The 21577-nt window shown below is 36.5% G+C and carries 18 protein-coding genes and 1 tRNA gene; 8 read left to right on the forward strand and 11 right to left on the reverse strand.

Going from position 1 to position 21577, the window contains the following annotated elements:
• Together fabF and ABWO41_RS04615 are read right to left on the reverse strand one after the other, a co-directional pair.
• Positions 1-1153: beta-ketoacyl-ACP synthase II (gene fabF, locus ABWO41_RS04610; RefSeq protein ID WP_353134161.1), on the reverse strand; the 1153-nt coding region annotated here is incomplete at its 3' end.
• 19 nt (positions 1154-1172) lie between these two features.
• Positions 1173-1409: an acyl carrier protein gene (locus ABWO41_RS04615; RefSeq protein WP_013633783.1), complete on the reverse strand. Its 237-nt coding sequence runs from the start codon at positions 1407-1409 to the stop codon at positions 1173-1175.
• A 144-nt stretch (positions 1410-1553) separates the two neighbouring features.
• On the opposite strand from ABWO41_RS04615, the gene ABWO41_RS04620 reads away from it, so the two are divergent.
• The 3 genes from ABWO41_RS04620 to ABWO41_RS04630 all read left to right on the forward strand — a co-directional run bounded on the left by ABWO41_RS04620 (position 1554) and on the right by ABWO41_RS04630 (position 5369).
• Entirely contained in the window at positions 1554-1970 is a 417-nt protein-coding gene (locus tag ABWO41_RS04620) for an IPExxxVDY family protein (protein WP_353134165.1), read from the forward strand.
• A 164-nt stretch (positions 1971-2134) separates the two neighbouring features.
• Positions 2135-3565, forward strand: coding sequence for a pyruvate kinase (gene pyk, locus ABWO41_RS04625; RefSeq protein WP_353134168.1), 1431 nt, complete (start codon positions 2135-2137; stop codon positions 3563-3565).
• A 181-nt stretch (positions 3566-3746) separates the two neighbouring features.
• Positions 3747-5369, forward strand: a complete 1623-nt coding sequence (locus ABWO41_RS04630; protein ID WP_353134171.1) for a PAS domain S-box protein — start codon at positions 3747-3749, stop codon at positions 5367-5369.
• On the opposite strand, the gene dapF is transcribed toward ABWO41_RS04630, so the two are convergent.
• Complete coding sequence (dapF, locus tag ABWO41_RS04635; protein WP_353134174.1) at positions 5356-6144, reverse strand: diaminopimelate epimerase; 789 nt, start codon at positions 6142-6144, stop codon at positions 5356-5358. The genes ABWO41_RS04630 and dapF overlap by 14 nt on opposite strands.
• Positions 6145-6337: 193 nt before the next feature.
• On the opposite strand from dapF, the gene ABWO41_RS04640 reads away from it, so the two are divergent.
• Positions 6338-7879, forward strand: coding sequence for a Do family serine endopeptidase (locus ABWO41_RS04640; protein ID WP_353134177.1), 1542 nt, complete (start codon positions 6338-6340; stop codon positions 7877-7879).
• Between the two features lie 324 nt (positions 7880-8203).
• Here the strand turns inward: ABWO41_RS04640 and ABWO41_RS04645 are convergent, their stop codons facing one another.
• Together ABWO41_RS04645 and mutS are read right to left on the reverse strand one after the other, a co-directional pair.
• The gene (locus tag ABWO41_RS04645; protein ID WP_353134180.1) at positions 8204-9256 is read right to left on the reverse strand and encodes a Gfo/Idh/MocA family protein; all 1053 of its coding nucleotides are present in this window, start codon (positions 9254-9256) and stop codon (positions 8204-8206) included.
• A gap of 10 nt (positions 9257-9266) precedes the next feature.
• Positions 9267-11846, reverse strand: coding sequence for a DNA mismatch repair protein MutS (gene mutS / locus ABWO41_RS04650; protein WP_353134210.1), 2580 nt, complete (start codon positions 11844-11846; stop codon positions 9267-9269).
• 432 nt (positions 11847-12278) lie between these two features.
• Between mutS and ABWO41_RS04655 the strand changes: the two genes are divergently transcribed.
• Positions 12279-13028 (forward strand): SDR family NAD(P)-dependent oxidoreductase, encoded by a 750-nt coding sequence (locus ABWO41_RS04655; RefSeq protein WP_353134183.1) that lies wholly within the window; start codon positions 12279-12281, stop codon positions 13026-13028.
• Positions 13029-13255: 227 nt separating this feature from the next.
• Here ABWO41_RS04655 and ABWO41_RS04660 read toward each other — a convergent pair whose 3' ends face one another.
• Positions 13256-14164 (reverse strand): sugar phosphate isomerase/epimerase family protein, encoded by a 909-nt coding sequence (locus ABWO41_RS04660; protein WP_353134186.1) that lies wholly within the window; start codon positions 14162-14164, stop codon positions 13256-13258.
• A gap of 471 nt (positions 14165-14635) precedes the next feature.
• Here ABWO41_RS04660 and ABWO41_RS04665 point away from each other — a divergent pair, with 471 nt between their 5' ends.
• Positions 14636-15526 carry a polysaccharide deacetylase family protein gene (locus ABWO41_RS04665; protein WP_353134189.1) on the forward strand — a complete coding sequence of 297 codons (891 nt, stop codon included), beginning with the start codon at positions 14636-14638 and terminating at the stop codon, positions 15524-15526.
• A gap of 117 nt (positions 15527-15643) precedes the next feature.
• On the opposite strand, the gene ABWO41_RS04670 is transcribed toward ABWO41_RS04665, so the two are convergent.
• The 5 genes from ABWO41_RS04670 to ABWO41_RS04690 all read right to left on the reverse strand — a co-directional run bounded on the left by ABWO41_RS04670 (position 15644) and on the right by ABWO41_RS04690 (position 20195).
• A tRNA-Leu gene (locus ABWO41_RS04670) sits at positions 15644-15727 on the reverse strand.
• A 36-nt stretch (positions 15728-15763) separates the two neighbouring features.
• On the reverse strand, positions 15764-16528 hold the full coding sequence (locus ABWO41_RS04675; protein ID WP_353134192.1) for an MBL fold metallo-hydrolase: 765 nt from the start codon (positions 16526-16528) through the stop codon (positions 15764-15766).
• Positions 16525-16803, reverse strand: a complete 279-nt coding sequence (locus tag ABWO41_RS04680; protein ID WP_353134195.1) for a hypothetical protein — start codon at positions 16801-16803, stop codon at positions 16525-16527. The genes ABWO41_RS04675 and ABWO41_RS04680 overlap by 4 nt, the downstream gene beginning before the upstream one ends.
• Before the next feature lie 78 nt (positions 16804-16881).
• Positions 16882-17535 carry an outer membrane lipoprotein periplasmic chaperone LolA1 gene (gene lolA1, locus ABWO41_RS04685; protein WP_353134198.1) on the reverse strand — a complete coding sequence of 218 codons (654 nt, stop codon included), beginning with the start codon at positions 17533-17535 and terminating at the stop codon, positions 16882-16884.
• Positions 17536-17546: 11 nt separating this feature from the next.
• Positions 17547-20195, reverse strand: coding sequence for a DNA translocase FtsK 4TM domain-containing protein (locus ABWO41_RS04690; RefSeq protein ID WP_353134201.1), 2649 nt, complete (start codon positions 20193-20195; stop codon positions 17547-17549).
• A 179-nt stretch (positions 20196-20374) separates the two neighbouring features.
• Between ABWO41_RS04690 and ABWO41_RS04695 the strand changes: the two genes are divergently transcribed.
• Complete coding sequence (locus ABWO41_RS04695; protein WP_353134204.1) at positions 20375-21022, forward strand: ankyrin repeat domain-containing protein; 648 nt, start codon at positions 20375-20377, stop codon at positions 21020-21022.
• A 64-nt stretch (positions 21023-21086) separates the two neighbouring features.
• Entirely contained in the window at positions 21087-21506 is a 420-nt protein-coding gene (locus ABWO41_RS04700; RefSeq protein WP_353134207.1) for a cupin domain-containing protein, read from the forward strand.
• The last annotated feature ends 71 nt before the right edge of the window (positions 21507-21577 follow it).

A 21577-nucleotide genomic window follows, 5' to 3' on the forward strand; every position in this document is an offset into this window, starting at 1 on the left:
ATGTAAAATTCAGATTAGGATCAAATTCAGGATCATCAGTAAAATGATTGATCGTAGGAGGAATTATTCCATTTCTAATTGCCAAAATCGCAGCGATAGATTCAACAGCACCTGCAGCTCCCAATAAATGGCCTGTCATAGATTTTGTTGAACTTATATTCAAGCGATAAGCATCTTCGCCAAACAAATCTGCTATTGCTTTAGACTCACTAATATCTCCAACAGGTGTAGAAGTTCCATGAACATTTATGTAATCTACATCTCCCGTTTTTAATCCAGCATCATCCAAAGCAGCTTGCATAACCAGCTTCGCCCCCAAACCTTCCGGATGAGTAGAAGTGATATGATAAGCATCAGCGCTCATTCCGCCACCAACAATCTCAGCATAAATTTTAGCACCTCTTGCTTTCGCATGCTCCAGCTCTTCCAGAATAATTGTTCCAGCCCCTTCTCCTGCTACGAAACCATCCCTGTCCTTATCGAACGGGCGGGAAGCAGTCGCTGGGTCGTCATTTCTTGTAGAAAGTGCATGCATAGCATTAAATCCGCCTATTCCAGCTTCGTTGATAATAGCTTCCGATCCACCTGAAACAATCATATCTGCTTTTCCTAAACGGATATAATTGAAAGCATCAATCAAAGCATTTGTAGAAGAAGCACATGCAGAAACACATGCATAGTTAGGCCCTCTTAAGCCATATCTCATGGAGATATGCCCCGCGGCTATATCTACAATCATTTTCGGAATAAAGAAAGGATTGTATCTCGGTGTTCCATCGCCTTTGGCAAAGTTTGAAACTTCATCAAGAAACGTTTTCAGACCTCCAATACCGGCTCCCCATATTACCCCAATACGATTAGTATTCAGGCGCTCAAAGTCTAAACCAGCATCTTTAACCGCCTCGTCTGTACTTACTAAGGCGTAATGCACAAATGGATCTAATTTGCGGGCTTCCTTTTTGTCGAGAAAATTTTCAACAACAAAATTCTTTACTTCGCAGGCAAATTTTGTTTTGAACTTTTCTGTGTCAAAACGAGTAATAGGAGCAGCGCCGCTTACTCCATTGATTAAACCGTTCCAATATTCATCAACGGTATTACCAATTGGGGTAAGCGCACCTAGTCCTGTTACTACAACTCTTTTAAGCTCCATCTATTCGGTTAAGAGTTAATTACTTTACGTTTTTTTCTAAATAAGAGATAGCTTGACCTACAGTGCTGATAGTTTCAGCCTGATCGTCTGGAATAGCCACGTTGAATTCTTTTTCAAACTCCATGATTAACTCAACGGTGTCTAATGAGTCAGCACCAAGATCGTTGGTGAAAGATGCCTCTGGTGTAACCTCATTTTCGTCAACACCTAATTTTTCAACGATGATTGCTTTTACTCTTGAAGCGATATCAGACATAATACTTTAATTTTTATGGTTAATTAATTCTGTGCAAAGAAAAATAAATTCTATCAAATATCAAACCTTTTTGTTTTTCCCTAATTTTGAAAACAACAGAAAACAACTCAAAAAGTTTAATGTACGAATTTAATCTTTATTATCTTGAATAAGAAATTTTTAAAGCTGGAACTTGATTTTGATTTTATTTTACTCTCAATAACCTCACAATTAAGGGATTACAGATTATGCCATTATCTTAATAAGGTGCTGGGTTTTGACTTCACAAAGATTGAAGATCATGAAATTACCTTCATTGGGCAATCACCAAAATTTTACTCAAGATACCTTTATTATGTAGAAGAAGTTACTCCTTTTTACTATTTAATCGCGAATAAAAGTCCTGATGGCTACCTGATTCCGGAGCTTAAAGGCTCGGATTACTTTGTAATTATTAAAGATTTCATAGACGATGAGGATCTGGACTATTTTATTCATCGGGCAAGAGACATACCGGATGTACAAGCAATAGTTGAGCTCGACCCTACGAAACTGAAATCAAAAGAAAATCTGATTTTTTAACATTTAACACTTGAGTTCGTGTAAAAAATACACTACTTTTGAGCTTCAATTTCTGAGCAGTTTAAATTGATACAAACAAAGAGTAATTCAGAAAGAATATTTATTTTTAATCTTTTTAGAAACAGATATTTATTTCGACCTCTATTTAAAATACGAAAATTCGAATGAAAATTCCTCAAAAAAGAACCAAAATTGTAGCAACTTTAGGTCCCGCTACATCTAATAAAGACGTTTTATTATCATTAATTAAGTCTGGTGTAGACGTTTGCCGTTTAAACTTTTCACATGGCAAGCAAGAAGACCACCAAAAAGTTATCGATATCATTCGTGAAATCAATAACAAATACAAAACTAATGTTGGTATTCTTGCAGATCTTCAAGGTCCTAAAATACGAATAGGACTGGTAAAAGATGGCGGAATAAATCTGATCAATGGTACACAGATTAAGATTACCACAAACGAATGCATTGGAGACGACAATCAGATTTACATTACTTACCCGGCATTCCCCCAAGATGTAAAAGCAGGAGAAATTATCTTATTAGATGATGGCAAACTTCAAATGCGTGTTGTGGAAACAAACAGAAAAGACACTGTAATCTGTGAAGTTGTTCACGGTGGTATCTTAACAAGTAGAAAAGGAGTTAATCTTCCAAACACAAAAGTTTCGATCCCTTCTTTAACTGAAGAAGATTTAGTTAACCTGGATTTTGCTTTAGCAAACGATGTAGAATGGATAGGTTTGTCTTTTGTCAGAAAATCTGAAGACATCATAGATTTAAAGAGAATTATCAGTCGCAGCGGAAAAACTTCTCGCGTAATTGCGAAAATAGAAAAGCCTGAAGCTATTGACAATATAGATGCTATCATTGCAGTTACTGACGGCGTAATGGTTGCCCGTGGAGATTTAGGAGTTGAATGTCCGATGCAGGAAGTACCTGTATTACAAAAAATGATTATCAAAAAATGTAATAAGGCTTCAAAACCAGTTATTGTTGCTACTCAAATGCTGGAAAGCATGATTACAACGCCACGCCCTACCAGAGCGGAAGTAAACGATGTTGCAAACTCCGTTTTAGATGGAGCTGACGCAGTGATGCTAAGTGGCGAGACATCTGTAGGTGAATTCCCTCAAATCGTTATCGAGACAATGAGCAATATTATCACCCACGTAGAAAACACTTCTTACCCTTATTATAAAACAAAAGAATTAGACGAAAACTGCCCAACATATATGGCTGATGCTGTTTGTAGCTCAGCGGTTTTTCTTGCTGATAAAACAAAGGCTTCTGGTATTATCGCAATGACTTCTTCTGGTTATACTGCATTCCAGATATCTAGTCAAAGACCTAAAGCCAATACCTATATCTTTACTTCAAACAGAAACCTGTTAAATACTTTAAGTTTATTATGGGGAGTTAGAGGTTTCTTTTACGATAAGTTTGACAGCACAGATAAAACAATTAGCGAAGTAAACAATATTCTTAAAGCAGAAAAGTTGATTGAATCTGGTGATGTAGTTATTAATACCGCTTCTATTCCGATTCAGAAAAAAGGAAAGACCAATATGATTAAAGTTAATATTATTGACTAATCACATCAGTAAAAAATAAATGCTAATAAAAACCATCTTGATACAAGATGGTTTTTTATTTATATTCAAAGGTAATTTGCAACTGTTTTTTTAAAAAGCGCACACCATCTATTATTGGAATATTATCAAACACATTAATACTTATAATTATTGATACCTAACCTCTACTAAACATCTAGCCATGAAAAATGGATCGAAGAAAATAACGCTTTCTTACCTTCTAATCAGCATAAGTTGGATATTTTTTAGTGGAACTCTGATAGACAGCCTGTCTTTTAGTAGTCCTTCGCAAAGGCATTGGTTAGAAATATACAAAGGACTGGGCTTTATTATATTGACTGCCTTTTTCCTGTATAAAATTATTGATCGCTACTATAAAAACCTGCAAAGATCGGAAGAACAGTATAAAGACATGTTTAAAAACAACCCAAATCCTATGTGGGTGTATGATCTGAAAACATTAAAGTTCTTAGAAGCTAATCAGGCAGCTATTACAAAATACGGATATTCTGCAGAAGAGTTTTTATCTATGTCTATCCTGGATATCAGACCTGTAGACGAAGCCAGTAGATTAAGAGATTATATTCAAAAAAAAGAATTAAAGAAATCGGAATCTGGAATTTGGAGACACATCCTAAAAAATGGCACCATAATAAGTGCAAACATTATTTCTCATAATATTGTATTTGATAAAAAGCCGGCTAAACTTGTGTTGGCTTTGGATGTATCGCAGAAAGAACTTTACGAAAAAGAACTCGAGAAACAACAGTTTATTCTGCAACAAACTAACGAAGATCTCCAAACTAATATTTCCCGCTTACAGCTAAACCAACAAAAATTAAGTAATACACAAAAAATAGCAAAAATTGCAGGATGGACTTATGATTTAGAAAAGAATGTTTTTGATTTTGATTCGGAATTTTTTGAGTTGACTAAATTACCAGTAGCTGCAGAGCGACTACTAAATCTGGAACAACTTTTCAGTTTTGTTCATCCAGATGACATTCAAGAAATCTCCAATTTTATAGCTGGATTTAAACACCTTAAGCACTCTCAGGAATGTACTGTGCGAATAAAAAATCACGATGATTGGTCTTTTATTAGGTTTGAAGCTTTTATTCCTGCTTATTTTTCGGAAGAATGTAAATTTTTGGAAGGCTTTATCCAGGATATTAACGAGCTCACAAAAGCCAATATGGAAAATAAGCGACTTGACGAAATTATCAACAGGATCAAAAATCTTATTATCATTACGAATCAACATGGAGAAATAGAATGGGCCAACACTGCTTTCTATGAAACTACAGAATATTCAAGAGAGGAAATTATTGGCAAAAGGCCCTGGGAGTTTATAAATATACCCGAAAGCAGTCTTGAGAACCTTAACATGATACAAAAAGCAGTGGAAAAGGTAGAGGATTTCTCTGTGGAAATAGAAAACTTTTCGAAACACGGCAGACATTTTTGGCTTCAAATAGATGGAAGCCCAATTTTCGACGAAAAAGGATGTCATGCAGGTTATATTGCTATCGAGAATGAGATTACAGATCGCAAGCAAAAGGACGCCAGAATAAATGAGCAAAGAAATTTACTCTCAAAAGCAGCCTGGATCAATTCCCATCAAGTTAGAAAGCCTTTAGCCTCAATTCTGGGGCTTATAGAACTTATGCATCTTGCGAGATCCGAGGCAGAAATTAAGGAATATCTGAATTTACTTGAAATATGCGGCAATGAACTCGACGACCTGATTAAAACTTCTGTTAATTTAGTAGGTTCAGACCTGAAAGATATCAGCCAACATTAATCTCTCCTTCAAAAACCTTTTTAGCCGGGCCTTCTAGAAAAACACGGGTATATTTTTCGCCATCATAATTAAACCTGATATTCAAATTACCGCCTAATACTTTAACAGGAGTTGATATATCTCCAATTTTATGTTGCCGTTTTGCCATAGCTAAAGCAACTGCAGTAACACCGGTACCACAGGCATAAGTTTCGTCTTCCACTCCTCTTTCATAGGTTCTTACAAACAAATGATCGCCTTTATCTTCTACAAAATTTACGTTTATACCTTCCGCTTTATAAACATCATTATATCTTATCTTCTTCCCCTCTTCAAACATGTTCGTGTCTTCCAATCGCTCGGTAAATCTAACATAATGAGGAGACCCGGTATTTAACACATAGTCCACGCCATCTATATGAACCACATTTACATCAATCATCTGTAAACTTACCCAATCGCCCGAATCTGAAATTTTGGCATAGTGCGGTCCATCTACTGCCAAAAAGTTCGTTTCATTTTCAATAACACCTATATCATGAGCAAATGCAACAATACATCTACCTCCATTACCGCACATACTGCTTGGCTGACCATCAGAGTTATAATAAACCATCTCAAAATCATACCCCTCTTTAGACTGCAAAAACATCATTCCATCGCCTCCAATGCCAAATCTCCTATCACATATATTCGCAATTAAAGAAGGCTGTTGATGATTAATAGCGCCTTCTCTGTTATCAACGATTACAAAATCGTTTCCAGCACCCTGATATTTATAAAATTTTAAATTCATATCTTGTAATACAAAATTCGGGAATATAATTGGTGACTGCAAACCAGCAGAAGATTTAAATACTTAATTCTGAATTTAATAATTAACATTTTTTAACTATGCAATTAGCAACATATACTTGCTAATAACGTCTTAATGGTATTATTTTTGAATTTATACAATTAAAGTTACTGAAATATTAATAAGATAATCAATGAAGAATATGAAGACAATTGGCCTTACGTTGCTTACTGCCTTTATTGGTGGAGCAGTAGCAATAGGTGCTTACAAATTATTTGAGGATAAATCTCTAGGCAATTTAAGCCTGGATGAGAGACAGAAGGTTTATTTTGCAAACAATCCTTCTAAAATTATCTCTTCCGCCGGTGCTTTAGACTTTACCGCTGCAGCTGCAGCTGTTTCTCCGGGCGTTGTACACGTGAGAACCACTTATAACAGAAGTGCTTCTTCGTCGCGTCAGGGAAGTGATCCCTTCGGCGATATGTTTGAAGATTTCTTTGGCAGAAGAATGAGACCTCAATCTAACACTCCTTCTATGGGAAAAGGATCTGGAGTTATTGTGACAGATGATGGGTATATTATGACTAATAATCATGTTGTTGACAACGCTGACAAGATCGAAGTAATTCTTACAGATAAAAGAGTATTATCTGCAAAGGTAATCGGTAAAGATAAAATGACCGATCTTGCACTAATTAAAGTAGAAGCGAATAACCTTCCTATTGTGAAGCTGGGAAATTCAGACGATGTAAGAGTAGGTGAATGGGTATTAGCTGTGGGATATCCTTTAACGTTAGAATCTACAGTTACTGCCGGTATTGTTAGTGCTAAATCTCGTCAGATCGGAATTTTGGCTCAGGACAATATAGATCCTAATAATTATGACCCTGAAAATCCGCCAGCAACCTCATCAATTGAGTCGTTTATCCAAACAGATGCAGTAATCAATAGAGGAAATAGCGGTGGTGCATTGGTAAATGCCAATGGTGAATTAATAGGTATCAACTCCGCCATTGCCTCTCAGTCGGGTGTTTACGAAGGTTATGGTTTTGCTATTCCAGTAAATCTTGCTAAAAAGGTTATGGATGATTTCATCAAGTTTGGAGAAGTGAAAAGAGGGTACATTGGTGTGACCTTCCAGGAACTAAACTCAGATCTGGCGAAACAACTGAATGTTAAAGAGATTAACGGGTTATATGTAAGCTCTACTGTTGATGGCGGTGCTGCAGCAGCTGCAGGTATTAAAAAAGGCGACATTATTAAAAAACTGAATGGCCGCGATGCGCTGACATCCGCAGAATTACAAGAAAGAATTGGAAGAATGAGGCCGGGAGATAAAGCTGAACTGACTGTTCTGAGAGATGGCAATCTAAAGAACTTTACTTTAACTCTGAAAGGCGCATCTGAAACAAAAGGTGCTGACGGTACTTCTTCTGCGGAAGCTTCTGAAATATTAAACAGTCTGGGTGCAACATTTGCTCCAATTAAAGACGCTACTAAAAAGAAATTTGGTATTTCTTCTGGCGTTGAAGTTACTTCAGTTGCAGCAGGAAAGTTGTTTGATATGTATGAAGTTCCAAAAGGCACAATTATCACAAGCATTAACGGTAGGAGCGTAAATAATGTAGATCAGGTAAATGCTGCTCTATCTTCTACAAAAGGCAACATGCTATCGTTCCAGGGCATTGGACCAGATGGCGGACAATTTAGATTTACATTCCCGATAAAACAATAATCGGATAATATTTCCTTATTACAAGGCGGATAGGTTTTACCTACTCCGCCTTTTTTATGGATCAATTATACTCCTTAAATTGAACTTTATTTGTAATAGATATGTTACCATAAGCACTGTAATCACAAGCTTCAAAACCTTATCTTTGTAGCGGTTTATAATTGGTTAGTTTAGGCTCCATTCTCCCCGTTTGGAGCTTAAACATTTTTAAGACTTACCACATTAAAAAATACTTTAAACAATCATATTTAATTTAATAAGACAAAATACAGCAGTCATTCTTCTGAAGAATTTTTAAATGACTATAATGAATGAATTATAAATCTAGACTTTTATAGCTTCTCCCGTTTTAGCACTTTCATAAATAGCCTCAATAATTCTAACAGATTTTCTTCCTTCTTTGCCGTCAATAAAAGGTTCTACACCCTTATTTAGAGATGATATAAAATCTTCCAATTGCAATTGATGACCTAAAAAACTTATAGCCATTGGATTAGAAACGCCACCATTAACAGCTTTTTCAGTTTTATCAGATTCAACAACAGCATGGTCTTCTGCATCCTCCCGCGCAAACTCCCATTTGATGATATTGGTATCTTCTATGACAGCTGTCCCCTCGGTTCCGGAAATTTCTATACGTTTTAAAAATCCCGGGTGAATTGCCGTTGAACATTCTATAACACCCAAAGCACCATTTTTAAATTTTAAAATAGCGACAGCGGTATCTTCTACTTCAATCTCCCGATGTCTGAAATTTCCGGTAAGAGACCGTACACTTTCAACCTCACCCATGTACCATTGTAAAACATCAACAGCATGGATAGCCTGATTCATTAATGCACCTCCCCCGTCTAGTGCCCATGTACCTCTCCATGCATTTTGTTTGTAATAGGCCTCTGTTCTACTCCATTTTACATATGCACTCCCAATTACCAGATTGCCAAATCTGCCTATATCTATAGCAGATTTAATCTTCCGGCTTTCCGGATAAAACCTGCTTGGAAAAATAACGCCCAGATTAACATTATTTTCCTCGGCAGCTTCTATGATATGATCACATTTCTCTGTAGTTACCTCTAAAGGCTTTTCAATTAAGCAATGCTTTCCCTTTTTCATTGCCTTTAGAGCAATGTCCTCATGAAGCCCCGAAGGGGTACAAATACAAACTATATCTAACTCTTCTAAATTTAAAAGATCATCCAGCTTGTCGAAGGCCATGCAATTATGTTTTTGCTTAAAAACATCTGCTTTTTCAAAACTTCTATTAAAAACACCAATTAACTTTGCATTTGGAATATGCTTTATTGCTTCTGCATGTACATCTGCAATGGCACCTGTTCCTACTATTCCAAAACCGTAAATTTTTTCGGTATTCATAATATTATATTTAAGAATTTTTCAGCAATCGCTGTATTTCATCTAATCTCATCAACGCATCAACGGGAGTTAATGTATTCACATCCAGATTGTTCAACACATCACGGATCTTAATTAATACCGGGTCTTCCAAAGAGAACATTTGTAACTGTACAGCTTGTTTCTGCATTTTCATTAAACTCGCCTTAACATGTTCTCCTCCGGTACGTTCGTTTTCTAAACGTTTTAAAATCTCATTTGCCCGAGACAATACCTTTGGTGGCATTCCAGCCATTTTAGCTACGTGAATACCAAAACTATGCTCACTTCCACCAGGCACCAGCTTTCTTAAGAAAATAACTTTATTGCCCACCTCCTTAACCGTAACATTGAAATTTTTGATGCGGGGAAACGAATTAGAAAGTTCATTTAGCTCATGATAATGCGTGGCAAAAAGTGTTTTCGCTTTTGCTAAAGGATGATTGTGCAGGAACTCTACAATAGCCCAGGCTATGGAAATACCGTCATAAGTAGAAGTACCCCGACCAATTTCATCCAGAAGAATCAGGCTTCTGTCAGACAGGTTATTCAAAATACTGGCTGTTTCGTTCATCTCTACCATGAACGTAGACTCTCCGGAAGATAAGTTATCTGATGCTCCAACACGAGTGAATATCTTATCAATAATACCAATATGAGCCTCTTTCGCGGGAACAAAACATCCCATTTGTGCCATCAGTACAATCAAACCAGTCTGTCTTAATAAAGCCGACTTACCCGCCATATTTGGACCAGTGATAATGATGATCTGCTGGGTTTCATCGTCTAAATAAACGCTGTTGGTGATATATTCTTCTCCAATAGGAAGATGTTTCTCGATTACAGGGTGGCGACCGCCTTTGATATCCAGAACTTTATCGTCACTGATATAAGGACGAACATAATAGTTTTTCTTGGCTATTGACGCAAAACATAACAACACATCCAATTGTGCAATCAATGCTGCATTTAATTGAATAGGACGAATAAATTCTGCTACGGAAGCCAATAGGTCGGCAAAAAGCCGTGTTTCCAAAGCGTGAATTTTCTCTTCGGCACCTAATATCTGATCTTCGTATTCTTTGAGTTCTGGCGTAATGTAACGCTCGGCATTAACTAAAGTCTGTTTTCTAATCCATTCGGACGGAACCTTATCTTTGTGTGTATTGCTGACCTCCAGATAATATCCAAAAACATTATTGAAGGCTATCTTTAACGAACTTATCCCTGTAGCTTCGGCTTCTTTTTTCTGAAGTTCCAGCAAATAATCTTTTCCTCCATAAGAAATTTTACGCAGTTTATCCAGTTCTTCATTAAATCCGTCGGCAATTACTTTTCCTTTGGCAATGGCTACCGGTGGATCTGCCTGCATTTCCTTTTCAATCTTTTCCCGAATAGAAACACATGGATTAATTTGCTCGGCAATATTTCTTACCGCTTCCTGATCAACTTTTGCACAGATATTTTTTACTTCCTCGATAGCAATAAGTGCTCTTTTGAGTTGTACAATTTCGCGTGGATTTGCTTTCTGTAATCCTATTTTGGAAATTAGACGTTCTAAATCTCCAATCTGTCTGATATGTTGTTCTAAGTTTTCCCTTAACGTTTCCTTCTCGTAAAAGAAAGAAACTATATTTAACCTTTCTTCTATGGGTTTTCTGTTCTTCAATGGCATTAAAATCCATTTACGCAACATCCTGGCCCCCATTGCAGATGACGTTTGATCTAATACATCTATTAAAGTCTTTGCATCTTCGTTAGACGAACCTACCAGCTCCAGATTACGAACGGTAAATCTGTCTAACCACATATACCTGTCTTCCTCTATTCGGGAAATATTGGTGATATGCTGTAATTGCCTGTGCTCCGTTTCGTTTAGATAATGCAAACAAACTCCGGCAGCAATAATTCCCAGGTTTAGCTTTTCGATACCAAAACCTTTCAATGAGTTTACCTCAAAGTGTTTTAATAAAAGGTCTTGTGCATAATCTGTAGTAAATGCCCAGTCGTCTAAAACGAATGTATAAAATCTGTCGCCAAAGAACTCCACAAAGTCTTTGGCTTTGCTTTTCGAATAAATAACTTCACTCGGTTTAAAGCTTTGAAGTAATTTATCTATATATTCTGCATTGCCCTGCGCAGTCAGGAACTCGCCTGTAGATATGTCTAAAAAAGCAACTCCAATAGTTCCCTTATCAAAATGTAAGGTGGCCAGATAATTATTGGATTTCTGTTGAACGATATTGTCACTATAGGCAACTCCAGGAGTTACCAGTTCGGTAACACCACGTTTTACGATTCCTTTTACAGACTTAGGATCTTCTAACTGATCGCAGATAGCTACCCGTTGACCTGCGCGAACTAGTTTTGGTAAATAAGTTTCTATAGAATGATGAGGAAAACCGGCCAATTCTATATGAGAGGCAGATCCGTTTGCTCTCTTTGTAAGTACAATTCCCAATATCTGCGATGCCTTAACTGCATCCTCACCAAAAGTTTCGTAAAAATCGCCAACCCTAAATAACAGCAATGCTCCCGGATATTTCGTTTTAATCTGGTTGTATTGTGTCATTAAAGGGGTTTCCTTAGTTCCTTTTCCTGCCAATGTTCTAATTTTTTTCGATTGGCTAAGATATAAAATTTAACGCATAGGCTTGAATGATGTGGGGAATTATATCATTTGGGATTTGAGGCGCATTTTTCAAGTATTTATGGAAAAATCAGGTAAAAAATCCGAAATATTCGCTGGCTGTTGTCGGCTTAACTTTCATTATTTGGAAGATCATTTAATTATTGAATCAAAAGGCTGCTTCGATAATGTTTTCAAATAGAAGATTATATAAATAAGGATGTCACATTAAGCAGAGTCGAAATATGTATATTGGGTATAGCAAGATTTAAAAACTTGACTCTTTGGGAAACTAGTGAACTAAAGAACTAATAAACTTTCTCTCTTTCCGGAATAAATCGTAAATTACATTAATCACTTGAAAAACAAACAACTATGGGATTATTAGAAAACAAAGTAGCCCTTGTTACCGGAGCGGGATCCGGTATAGGCTTAGCGGTTGCCTTAGCATATTCAAGGCAAGGTGCTAAAGTAATGATTTCGGATATCAATGAAAGTGCAGGGCAAACCACTGTAAAACGAATTGAAGAAGCTGGTGGAACGGCTGCTTTTTTTAAAGCAGATAGTTCGCTCCCTCAGGACAACGAAACGCTGGTAAACGCAACACTCGATAAGTTTGGAAAGTTGGATATCGCTTGTAATAACGCAGGCATAGGTGGAGAACTGGCTTTGACAGAAGCTTATGGCATAGATAGCTGGAAAAAAGTGATAGACATTAACCTGAATGGTGTTTTTTATGGCTGCAAATACCAATTGCTGGCGATGGAGAAAAACGGTAGCGGCGTTATTGTCAACATGGCTTCCATACACGGTACGGTAGCTGCCCCGATGTCTTCTGCTTATACCGCGGCCAAACATGCAGTTGTGGGATTAACTAAAAACATTGGTGCAGAATACGGACTAAAAAACATAAGATGCAATGCTGTTGGACCTGGTTATATTGATACGCCTTTGCTTAGCCAGCTTGATGAAAACCATAAAAAAGACTTAATTGCCAAACACCCTATAGGACGATTGGGAAAAGCGGAAGAGGTAGCTGAACTTGTTTTATTTTTAAGCTCTGAAAAATCTTCTTTTATGACTGGCGGATATTATTTAATTGACGGTGGTTATACCGCTGTTTAAATCAATGTGAGCCTGTTAAATCTATAGTTTATTTTTGATTACTCGGCTTGGACGAAAAAGAAAAGCCGAGTTTTTGTATATCTCTCCACCCTTCTACGTGGAATTAAGCAAAGCGTCCCTATGGACATAAATGAACTGAAGTTTCCAAACTTCCCAGATAGGCTCCTGTTAGCATTCAACTATTAACTCCTTTTTATTTGTATTCAAGAACAGAGACCACGTTCGCCTTATCCTCTCATCTGCTTCACAAAATGTGGAAAAGCTACTTCCGGCTCATCAATTTCCGGGTGCCATGCTTTCTCCCATTCAAAACTATAAAAACCTTTATACCCAGACTGGTCTAATAGTTTCACTGCTTCCAAAGCCGGCCCCTCTCCCGTTCCAAACAACACATATTTTATTTTGCCATTATTAAGCATTCCATCTTTCAGATGCACATGTTGAATGTATGGCTTTAATTTAGCATAAACATTTGCGGGAGATTCTTTGGTTTTCACCCACATATTAAAGACATCCCATATAAGGGCTACATTCTTATGATCTACATGATTTAACACAGAACGTATATCATCAGCATATACCAAATCACCATGAGATTCTAAAAGTATTTTCACTTTGCCACCTTGGGCATAATTGCCCAGTTCGGCTAAACCGGCACTTATTAAATCCATGGTTTCCTGTCTGCTGCTTGTTGCTGGCAGCTTGTCTGGAAAAACACGAACGGCTTTACAGCCTAATTGGTTGGCTAAATCTATAAATTGCTTTGCTTCGTCTAAATTTTTCTTTCTAAGCACTTCTTCTTTGATATGCATTTTTGCCGACGAACCTAAACCAACAATCTCCAAACCACTATTTTTTACCAGTTTTATGCTGTTTTTAATATTTTCTTTACTAAAAGCAGGACATTTGGTTAAATCCATTTCACCCTGTATTCCTCTAATCTCTATTCCCTGATAATTGTGTTTAGCGGCAAAGTCTACAATTTCTTTAAAGCTCCATTTTGGACAACCTAATGTAGAAAAGCTTAGTTTATATTTTTCTCTTGCGAAAACAGATAACGGATAAGGTATTCCTAATGTTGTAATGCCTATGGCTGTTTGCTTTAAAAAACTTCTTCTGTTGTAATGTACCTTCATTGGTTTTAGTTGGCTTATTGTGCTAATTTAAACAAGTTTTTTATAAAATAGCTTAGGAGTTTTAATATAAATTCCCATTAATATTCACAGATACGATAGATTTAATTACCTGTTCATCAATGTAATCTGCCTTGATGTCTATTCGTTAAATTAAAATACTTTTCAGTAGCATCACCGTAATATGTTATTACTTTTTCAAAATTCAGTTTAGTATTAATCCATAGTAAGTCCATGTTTTTATATAAAAACATGGACTCACTATGGATTAATCATGGTATAGATATGGTTTTATAGATAAGATGTATACGTGTTGTCCATTTCTTTATAAAGCTATAATGAGTGGTAACTATCCGGTTGAAAACCTGCTGCTTGAAATAAAATATTGCTAAAAGCTAAAATTCTCCCCGACTGATACCGATAGCCATTGAACAAACTAAAAACTATTTCTACTTTTGCCACAAATAATTATTTATGAAATCTTATTTAGCCATTATTGGTTTGGCTCTTTGTGCCACTTTTATCAATTGTACAACAAATACCACAGCAAAGCAGGAAAGCACTTCTTCTACAAACGCTGATAAAGAGGGAACAGTTGAACCTGAAAAAGGGTCCAACTTAGATAATACACCTAAAAGCAAAGTAATTGCCGATGCCCAAACGATATTGGCAAGAAAACAAATCCCGGTTTTATGTTACCACCAGATTAGAGAATGGAAAGCTAACGATTCAAAAACGGCGAAAGACTACATTGTTCCGCCTGTTACTTTTAAAGCACATATAAAAATGTTGGCAGATAGTGGTTACACTTCCATCCTCCCCGAACAATATTATAATTATTTAGCCTATGGAGATAAACTTCCTGAAAAACCGGTATTAATCACATTTGATGATACTGATCAGGATCAGTTGCTTGTTGGGGATAAAACTTTAAAGCAATATGGTTTTAAAGGGGCTTATTTTATGATGACTGTGGTAATTGGCAAACACGGAAGGGTAAATTATATGAATAAGGATGAAATCAAACAGATTGCAGATGGTGGAAATACTGTTGGCTTACATACCTATGACCACCCAAATGTAAAGAAAATTGATAGTGAAGAAGAGTGGAACAAACAGATTACCAAGCCTAAAACACTGTTAGAAGAAATATCTGGTCAAAAAGTTGAAGACTTTGCTTATCCCTTTGGCTTATGGAATAAAGAAGCTATTAAGGCTTTAAAAGCAAGAGGTATCAGATCTGCTTATATTTTAGCTACCAGCAGAGATGAGGAAGAACCGCTTTATACCATTAGAAGAATTATTGCCAGTGGTTACTGGAGCCCTAAGACATTACATAATGCTATGGTGAATTCTTTTAAGTAAGTTTAACTTCACAATAATATTTCTGAGTTTTTGGGCTAATCAAACTGTTAAATTGGCTCAAAAACTGTGTAACACAAATAAAAAAAGCCCTTAATTCAACATTAAGAGCCTTATTTGTGCCCAGGAGCAGATTCGAACTGCCACGCCCTTACGAGCGCCACCCCCTCAAGATGGTGCGTCTACCAATTTCGCCACCTGGGCTTATGCGTGGGCAAATATAAATGTTATCTGGAAAAATCAAATATTTATTTCCAATCCGTCGTAAGCCAATGATATTTTAGAGGGTAACTCTCTGCTAACATCTTCATATTTCCCTAATTTATGACTAATATGAGTAAAAAAAGTATGGTCTGCACCTGCTCTATTGGCTAAATCAATGGCTTCCTGAAAGGTCAGGTGAGAAATATGATTTTCTTTCTGAAGAGCATTCAGCACTAAAAACTTAGCGCCTTCTATTTTCTTAAACTCTTCATCTGATATAGTTTTAGCATCAGTAATGTAAACAAAATCCTTAATTCTGAATCCCAAAACCGGCAATTTATAGTGCATTACTTCTATTGGAGTAAATTGAATGTCTCCAATTTTAAACGATTGATTCTTATCCAGTGTATGCAGATTAAGCAAAGGAATTCCCGGATATTTAAACTCCGAAAAAACATAGTAAAACTCTCGCTTTAAAGACTGTTGCACATTATCTGTGGCATAAATTTCCATAGCCGACTGTTGTTTATAATTGAAGGCCCTTACATCATCCAAACCGGCTATATGATCTTTATGCTCATGCGTAAATACTACGGCATCTAAATGTTGTACTTTTTTCCGTAACATTTGATATCTGAAATCTGGTCCTGTATCTATTACCACAGTAGTTGTTTCAGACTCAATTAAAATACTGCTTCTCAGCCGCTTGTCTTTCTTATTTTCCGAAAGACATACCGGACAGCTGCAAGCAATAACCGGAACTCCCTGAGATGTCCCTGTACCTAAAAATGTTACTTTCAAAAGCGTAATATAGTTTGTTTCAATGAATAATAAAACTGCTTCTGTTTTTCGGGCAGTAAGCTATCATCTTCTATCTCTATGTTTTTAACCATTTCTGCCAGAGCAGCTATTTTACTTTCCAGATTTGAGAACTTATTGACCACAACCATTTTACTTGCCTCTATTACACAAGACCCCGTTCTGAAGTTCCCCTTTTCATACCTGACTTTATACCCTAGCTCTTTCAGCAAATTTTCTAATTTTTCTAGCGTATGATTTGTAATAGATAAGGACATGTTTGATTTAAAAGTTCAATGTTTAAATTTCTGAGTTGAGAACTGAAGATTTAATACTTGACATTGAATAATTGATGTCTAGCGTAAATCTACAATCTCTACTCCCGGATATTTAGATTTATCAAATGTAAATGTTGATGCTGTTACATTACTCACGTTAGGAACAAACGATCGGATAGTATAACTGTATATATTCCCATTTTTATCGTAAACAGATAAAGAACTGATTGTTTTGGAAGCCTTATCCACAGACAATTTAATTTTAGAAAATGATCTGTTAGTTAATGGAGCCAATTCAATTTGTTGTACGATCTTTCCGTTTAATTTAGTATCACCTGTATAAACGTATTTAAAACCTTTCTCATAGATAGTGAAAATCTGGGCAGGATTTAATGATCCTTCACTATTATCAATTTCAGCGATCTGCACCTCTTTATCTTCCTTCAGATAAGTCCACTGATTTTTCCCATCCGAAATAATCTCTTGCTCCGGCAAAACAATCTTATATTTATTAAATTTAGATTGCAACAATAATGTACCCGAATAATTTTCCTTCACGTTTGCCTGTCTATTGGTATATGAATAAGTAAAATCTGCCTTTACTACGTTATAGCTTCTGAATTTCTTACTGGCATCGGCTAAAATAGACTTGGCTTTAGGATCGTTCTGAGCAAATATGTTACCCATAAACACGAATATCATCAAAGCCAGCATACAACTAAATCTTTTCATCTTTATTTCTCCTATTTTCCGTTTAAACCATCCAAGAACTGTTCCAACGAATAATCGTCTGGAATAAGAACTTCTCTGGCTTTACTTCCTTCAAAAGGGCCTACTACTCCAGCAGCTTCTAATTGATCAATAATTCGCCCTGCTCTATTATAACCCAGCTTTAGTTTTCTTTGAATCAGTGAGGTTGACCCTTGCTGATGCATTACAATTAAACGAGCCGCATCTTCAAATAAAGGGTCTCTGTCATCGGGATCAAAATCTTTCGGTCCGCCTCCGTCAGCATCATCACCAACATATTCTGGTAACATAAATGCAGAAGGATATCCTCTCTGTTCGCCAATAAACTCGCACACATTATCAACCTCCGGAGTATCTACAAAAGCACATTGCAAACGAATTAAATCACTTCCGGTAGAAAGTAGCATATCCCCTTTTCCTATCAGCTGATCTGCGCCTCCGGTATCTAAAATAGTTCTCGAGTCTATTTTAGATGTTACCCTAAATGCCAGACGAGCCGGGAAGTTCGCCTTAATTGTACCTGTAATAATATTTACAGACGGACGCTGTGTCGCAATAATTAAGTGTATCCCAATTGCCCTTGCCAGCTGAGCTAACCTTGCAATAGGTGTTTCTACCTCCTTACCCGCCGTCATCATTAAATCTGCAAACTCGTCAACCACCAATACTATAAACGGTAAATAACGGTGTCCATTGTTTGGATTAAGTTTTCTATTGATAAATTTTGCATTATACTCCCGCAAATTCCGAACTCCTGCATCCTTCAATAAATCATAACGCTGATCCATCTCAATACAGAGCGAATTAAGCGTATTGATAACCTTTTTGGTATCTGTTATAATAGCATCTTCTTCTCCCGGGAGTTTAGCCAGGAAGTGCCTTTCTATTTTCTTGAATAATGTAAGCTCAACTTTTTTGGGATCTACCAAAACAAACTTCAGCTGTGAAGGATGCTTTTTATACAAAAGCGAAACCAGGATAGTATTAATACCTACTGATTTACCCTGCCCTGTAGCACCTGCAACCAACATATGCGGCATTTTAGCTAAATCGGCAATAAAGACCTCATTAGAAATGGTTTTACCCAATGCGATGGGCAAGTCCATTTCTGTCTTCTGAAACTTCTCTGTTGTGATAATAGCGCGCATTGGGACCATTTCCGGATGGCGATTTGGTACCTCAATTCCTATTGTTCCTTTTCCCGGCATAGGTGCAATGATACGGATACCTAAAGCGGCTAAGCTTAAAGCAATATCGTCTTCCAGATTTTTGATTTTTGAAATACGAACACCTGGTGCCGGAATAATTTCGTATAGGGTTACTGTAGGACCAATAGTAGCTTTAATCTTATCAATCTCGATATTGTAGTTATTTAAAGTTTCTACAATTTTATTTTTATTTGCTTCGAGCTCTTCTGCATCTACAGCTATTTTATTTACGCCATAATTCTCCAGCAAATCTATGGTGGGGTTTTTATAAGACGATAAATCTAGAGTTGGATCATAAGTTCCAAACTGGTCTACAAGTTCTTTTGCTTTTGCTTCCTCTTCGGAAAGCTGAACAGTGAATTCCGGTTCTTCCACAACCGGATCCTGATCTGGTATAATTGTTTCTAATGCCAGGTCTTCTTTAACCCTATTTTGAATAGGCTTTCTGTTCACAGGCATCTCGAACTCTGTTTCTAAAACAGGTTCATCGTCAACTTCTTTATCTTCATTCACCAAAGGTGCAAACCGGGATTCTACCTGCGGTCTGGAATCTTCAGGTTCACTTAATGAAGTATATACCTGAGTAACAGGTTTATTTATCACAGGAGCTATCTCCACCTCTCCTTCTTCATCTTCAGTAATAACAGATTCTGTTCTTCTTATCGGATTTCTTTGATACGCAGGCTCCTCAACTGTGATATCTTCATCTTCTAAATGATTCACATTTAAAGACGCCTTCCTTCTTTCAGGTAACTTAAAATCAATATTATAAGCTATCACCAATGTAGTAAGTGCAGAAAAAGCTAAAACACCGGCAACACCAGCTGCTCCAATCTGTGCTTTTAAAAGCTGATTCAGATAGAATCCAAATTCTCCTTCCAGAAAATGAGGATATTCACTGATATAGGCATGAAAATAAGCAATCAGCAAAGAGGAAAATATTAAAAGGAAAAAGCTGTATCCCAGCGTTTTGACAACAGGAAACAAAGTTACTTTGAAAAGTAGTCTGTACCCTAATACCGTGAATACAAAAACAAAGATAAAAGCTGCAATACCAAACCATTCATAGATAAATTGATGCGATAGTAAGGCTCCCAATTTACCTGCCCAGTTCTGAATATCTGGATTTAAAACTCCGTTAGATTTAAGTTCTTCCGCAGTTTTAAACAGATTACTCCAGCCACCATTAGCATCAATTACATAGCTCATATCTTCTTCCCAGGTAAACAGGTAAGAGCAAAATGCTACAAAAAAATAGATAGCCAGTAATAAAAGAAACAGGCCTGTTATCTTAACAGCCTTATCATTATTAAAGTTGAGCTTAGGAAACAATTCTCGTTTTTGTTTCTTTGGCTCTTGTTTATCATAGTCAGACTTTGGTGCTTTTGAGTCCCTAAATGTATTTGTCTTTATCTGATTCCCCCTTATGAGCATATATTGTTTTTTTCCTTCTGCAAATTTATCATATTTGATTATTACTATAGTAGTATTTAAACTTAATAGTTAACAATAGTTTTGGATCGTTTTTAATACCAGAAGCAATAACGCTAAAATTCACTTATTTGTTGGAAGTTAAGAATTAATGCACTAATATTATTATTTAAATCTAAAAAATGCCATATAACCAGTTAGAAGAATTAATAGCCGAAGCAGACGAGGACTCTATCAAAGCTTTTATTTCATCGCATCCGGATGCGTTAAAAGCAAACACCAGTTTTAATGTTTCTCCTCTGGTACTTAGTTGTTATTACCATAAAAGTAAGATAACTGATTTGTTGTTACAACTGAACACGGACATCAATTTTTTTGAAGCCTGTGCCGCCAATAGATTTGATGTTGTAGCACATCATGTTTATAATAACCCGGAGATTGTAAGCGAATATTACGATAACGGTTATAGTGGACTGGGACTTGCTTCCTATTTCGGAAACGAGGAGATTGCAAAGTATCTGGTATTAAAAGGTGCTCCGGTAAACGTCCCTTCAAATAACGAATTCAATGTTTTTCCGCTCCACTCCGCTATTGCAGGTAATTTCACGGATATTTCCAGAATGCTGATAGAAAATGGTGCAGAAGTTAATGTGGTACAGATGTCTGGAATAACTCCTTTACACAGCGCAGCGCAAAATGGGAATATAGAATTGATTATTCTGCTTTTGGAAAAGGGAGCATTGGTTGATGCCAGAATGGAAGGCGGCAAACTACCTGCAGATTTAGCCCGCGAGAATGGATATGCAGAAATTGCAGAGATACTTTCCTAAAATAAAATGAAAATCTGAAAATCAACCATCGAAATTGATTGCATAAACTTAATCTGATAACAAAATGAAAAAGTCTTTTCTAATTGGTGTAATATTCATATTCTCCGGAACTATTGCTTATACCCAGGAATTTGATCCTCAAAAATATGTTATAGAGAGTGAAAAAAACATAGCCAAAGAACAACCCGGACCGCATAAAGGTGGCGGCGAATCTATTGGTTATAGTTTTTTTAGCGATATAAAAGATTATAAAACTGCCTTTAGAAAACGCGTATTGAAACCAGGTGCAGCAATCGGTTATCATCAGCAAAAAGAAGACGAAGTCTATTACATATTAAGCGGCAACGGAGAGATGAAATTGAATGACAAAATCTATAATGTAAAAGATGGAGATGCTATTTTAACCAGAACAGGCAGCTGGCATGGAATTACCAATAAAACAAAAAAAGATTTAGTATTGATTATTGTTTATGAGAAACATTAGTTCTTATAAAGAACCGTCATGGGCGCTTGGTTTTATATCACTCCAATGCCCCTGAATTTTGAGTACTTTTT

It is taken from the genome of Pseudopedobacter sp. (assembly GCF_040392825.1).
Classification (GTDB): Bacteria; Bacteroidota; Bacteroidia; order Sphingobacteriales; family Sphingobacteriaceae; genus Pseudopedobacter.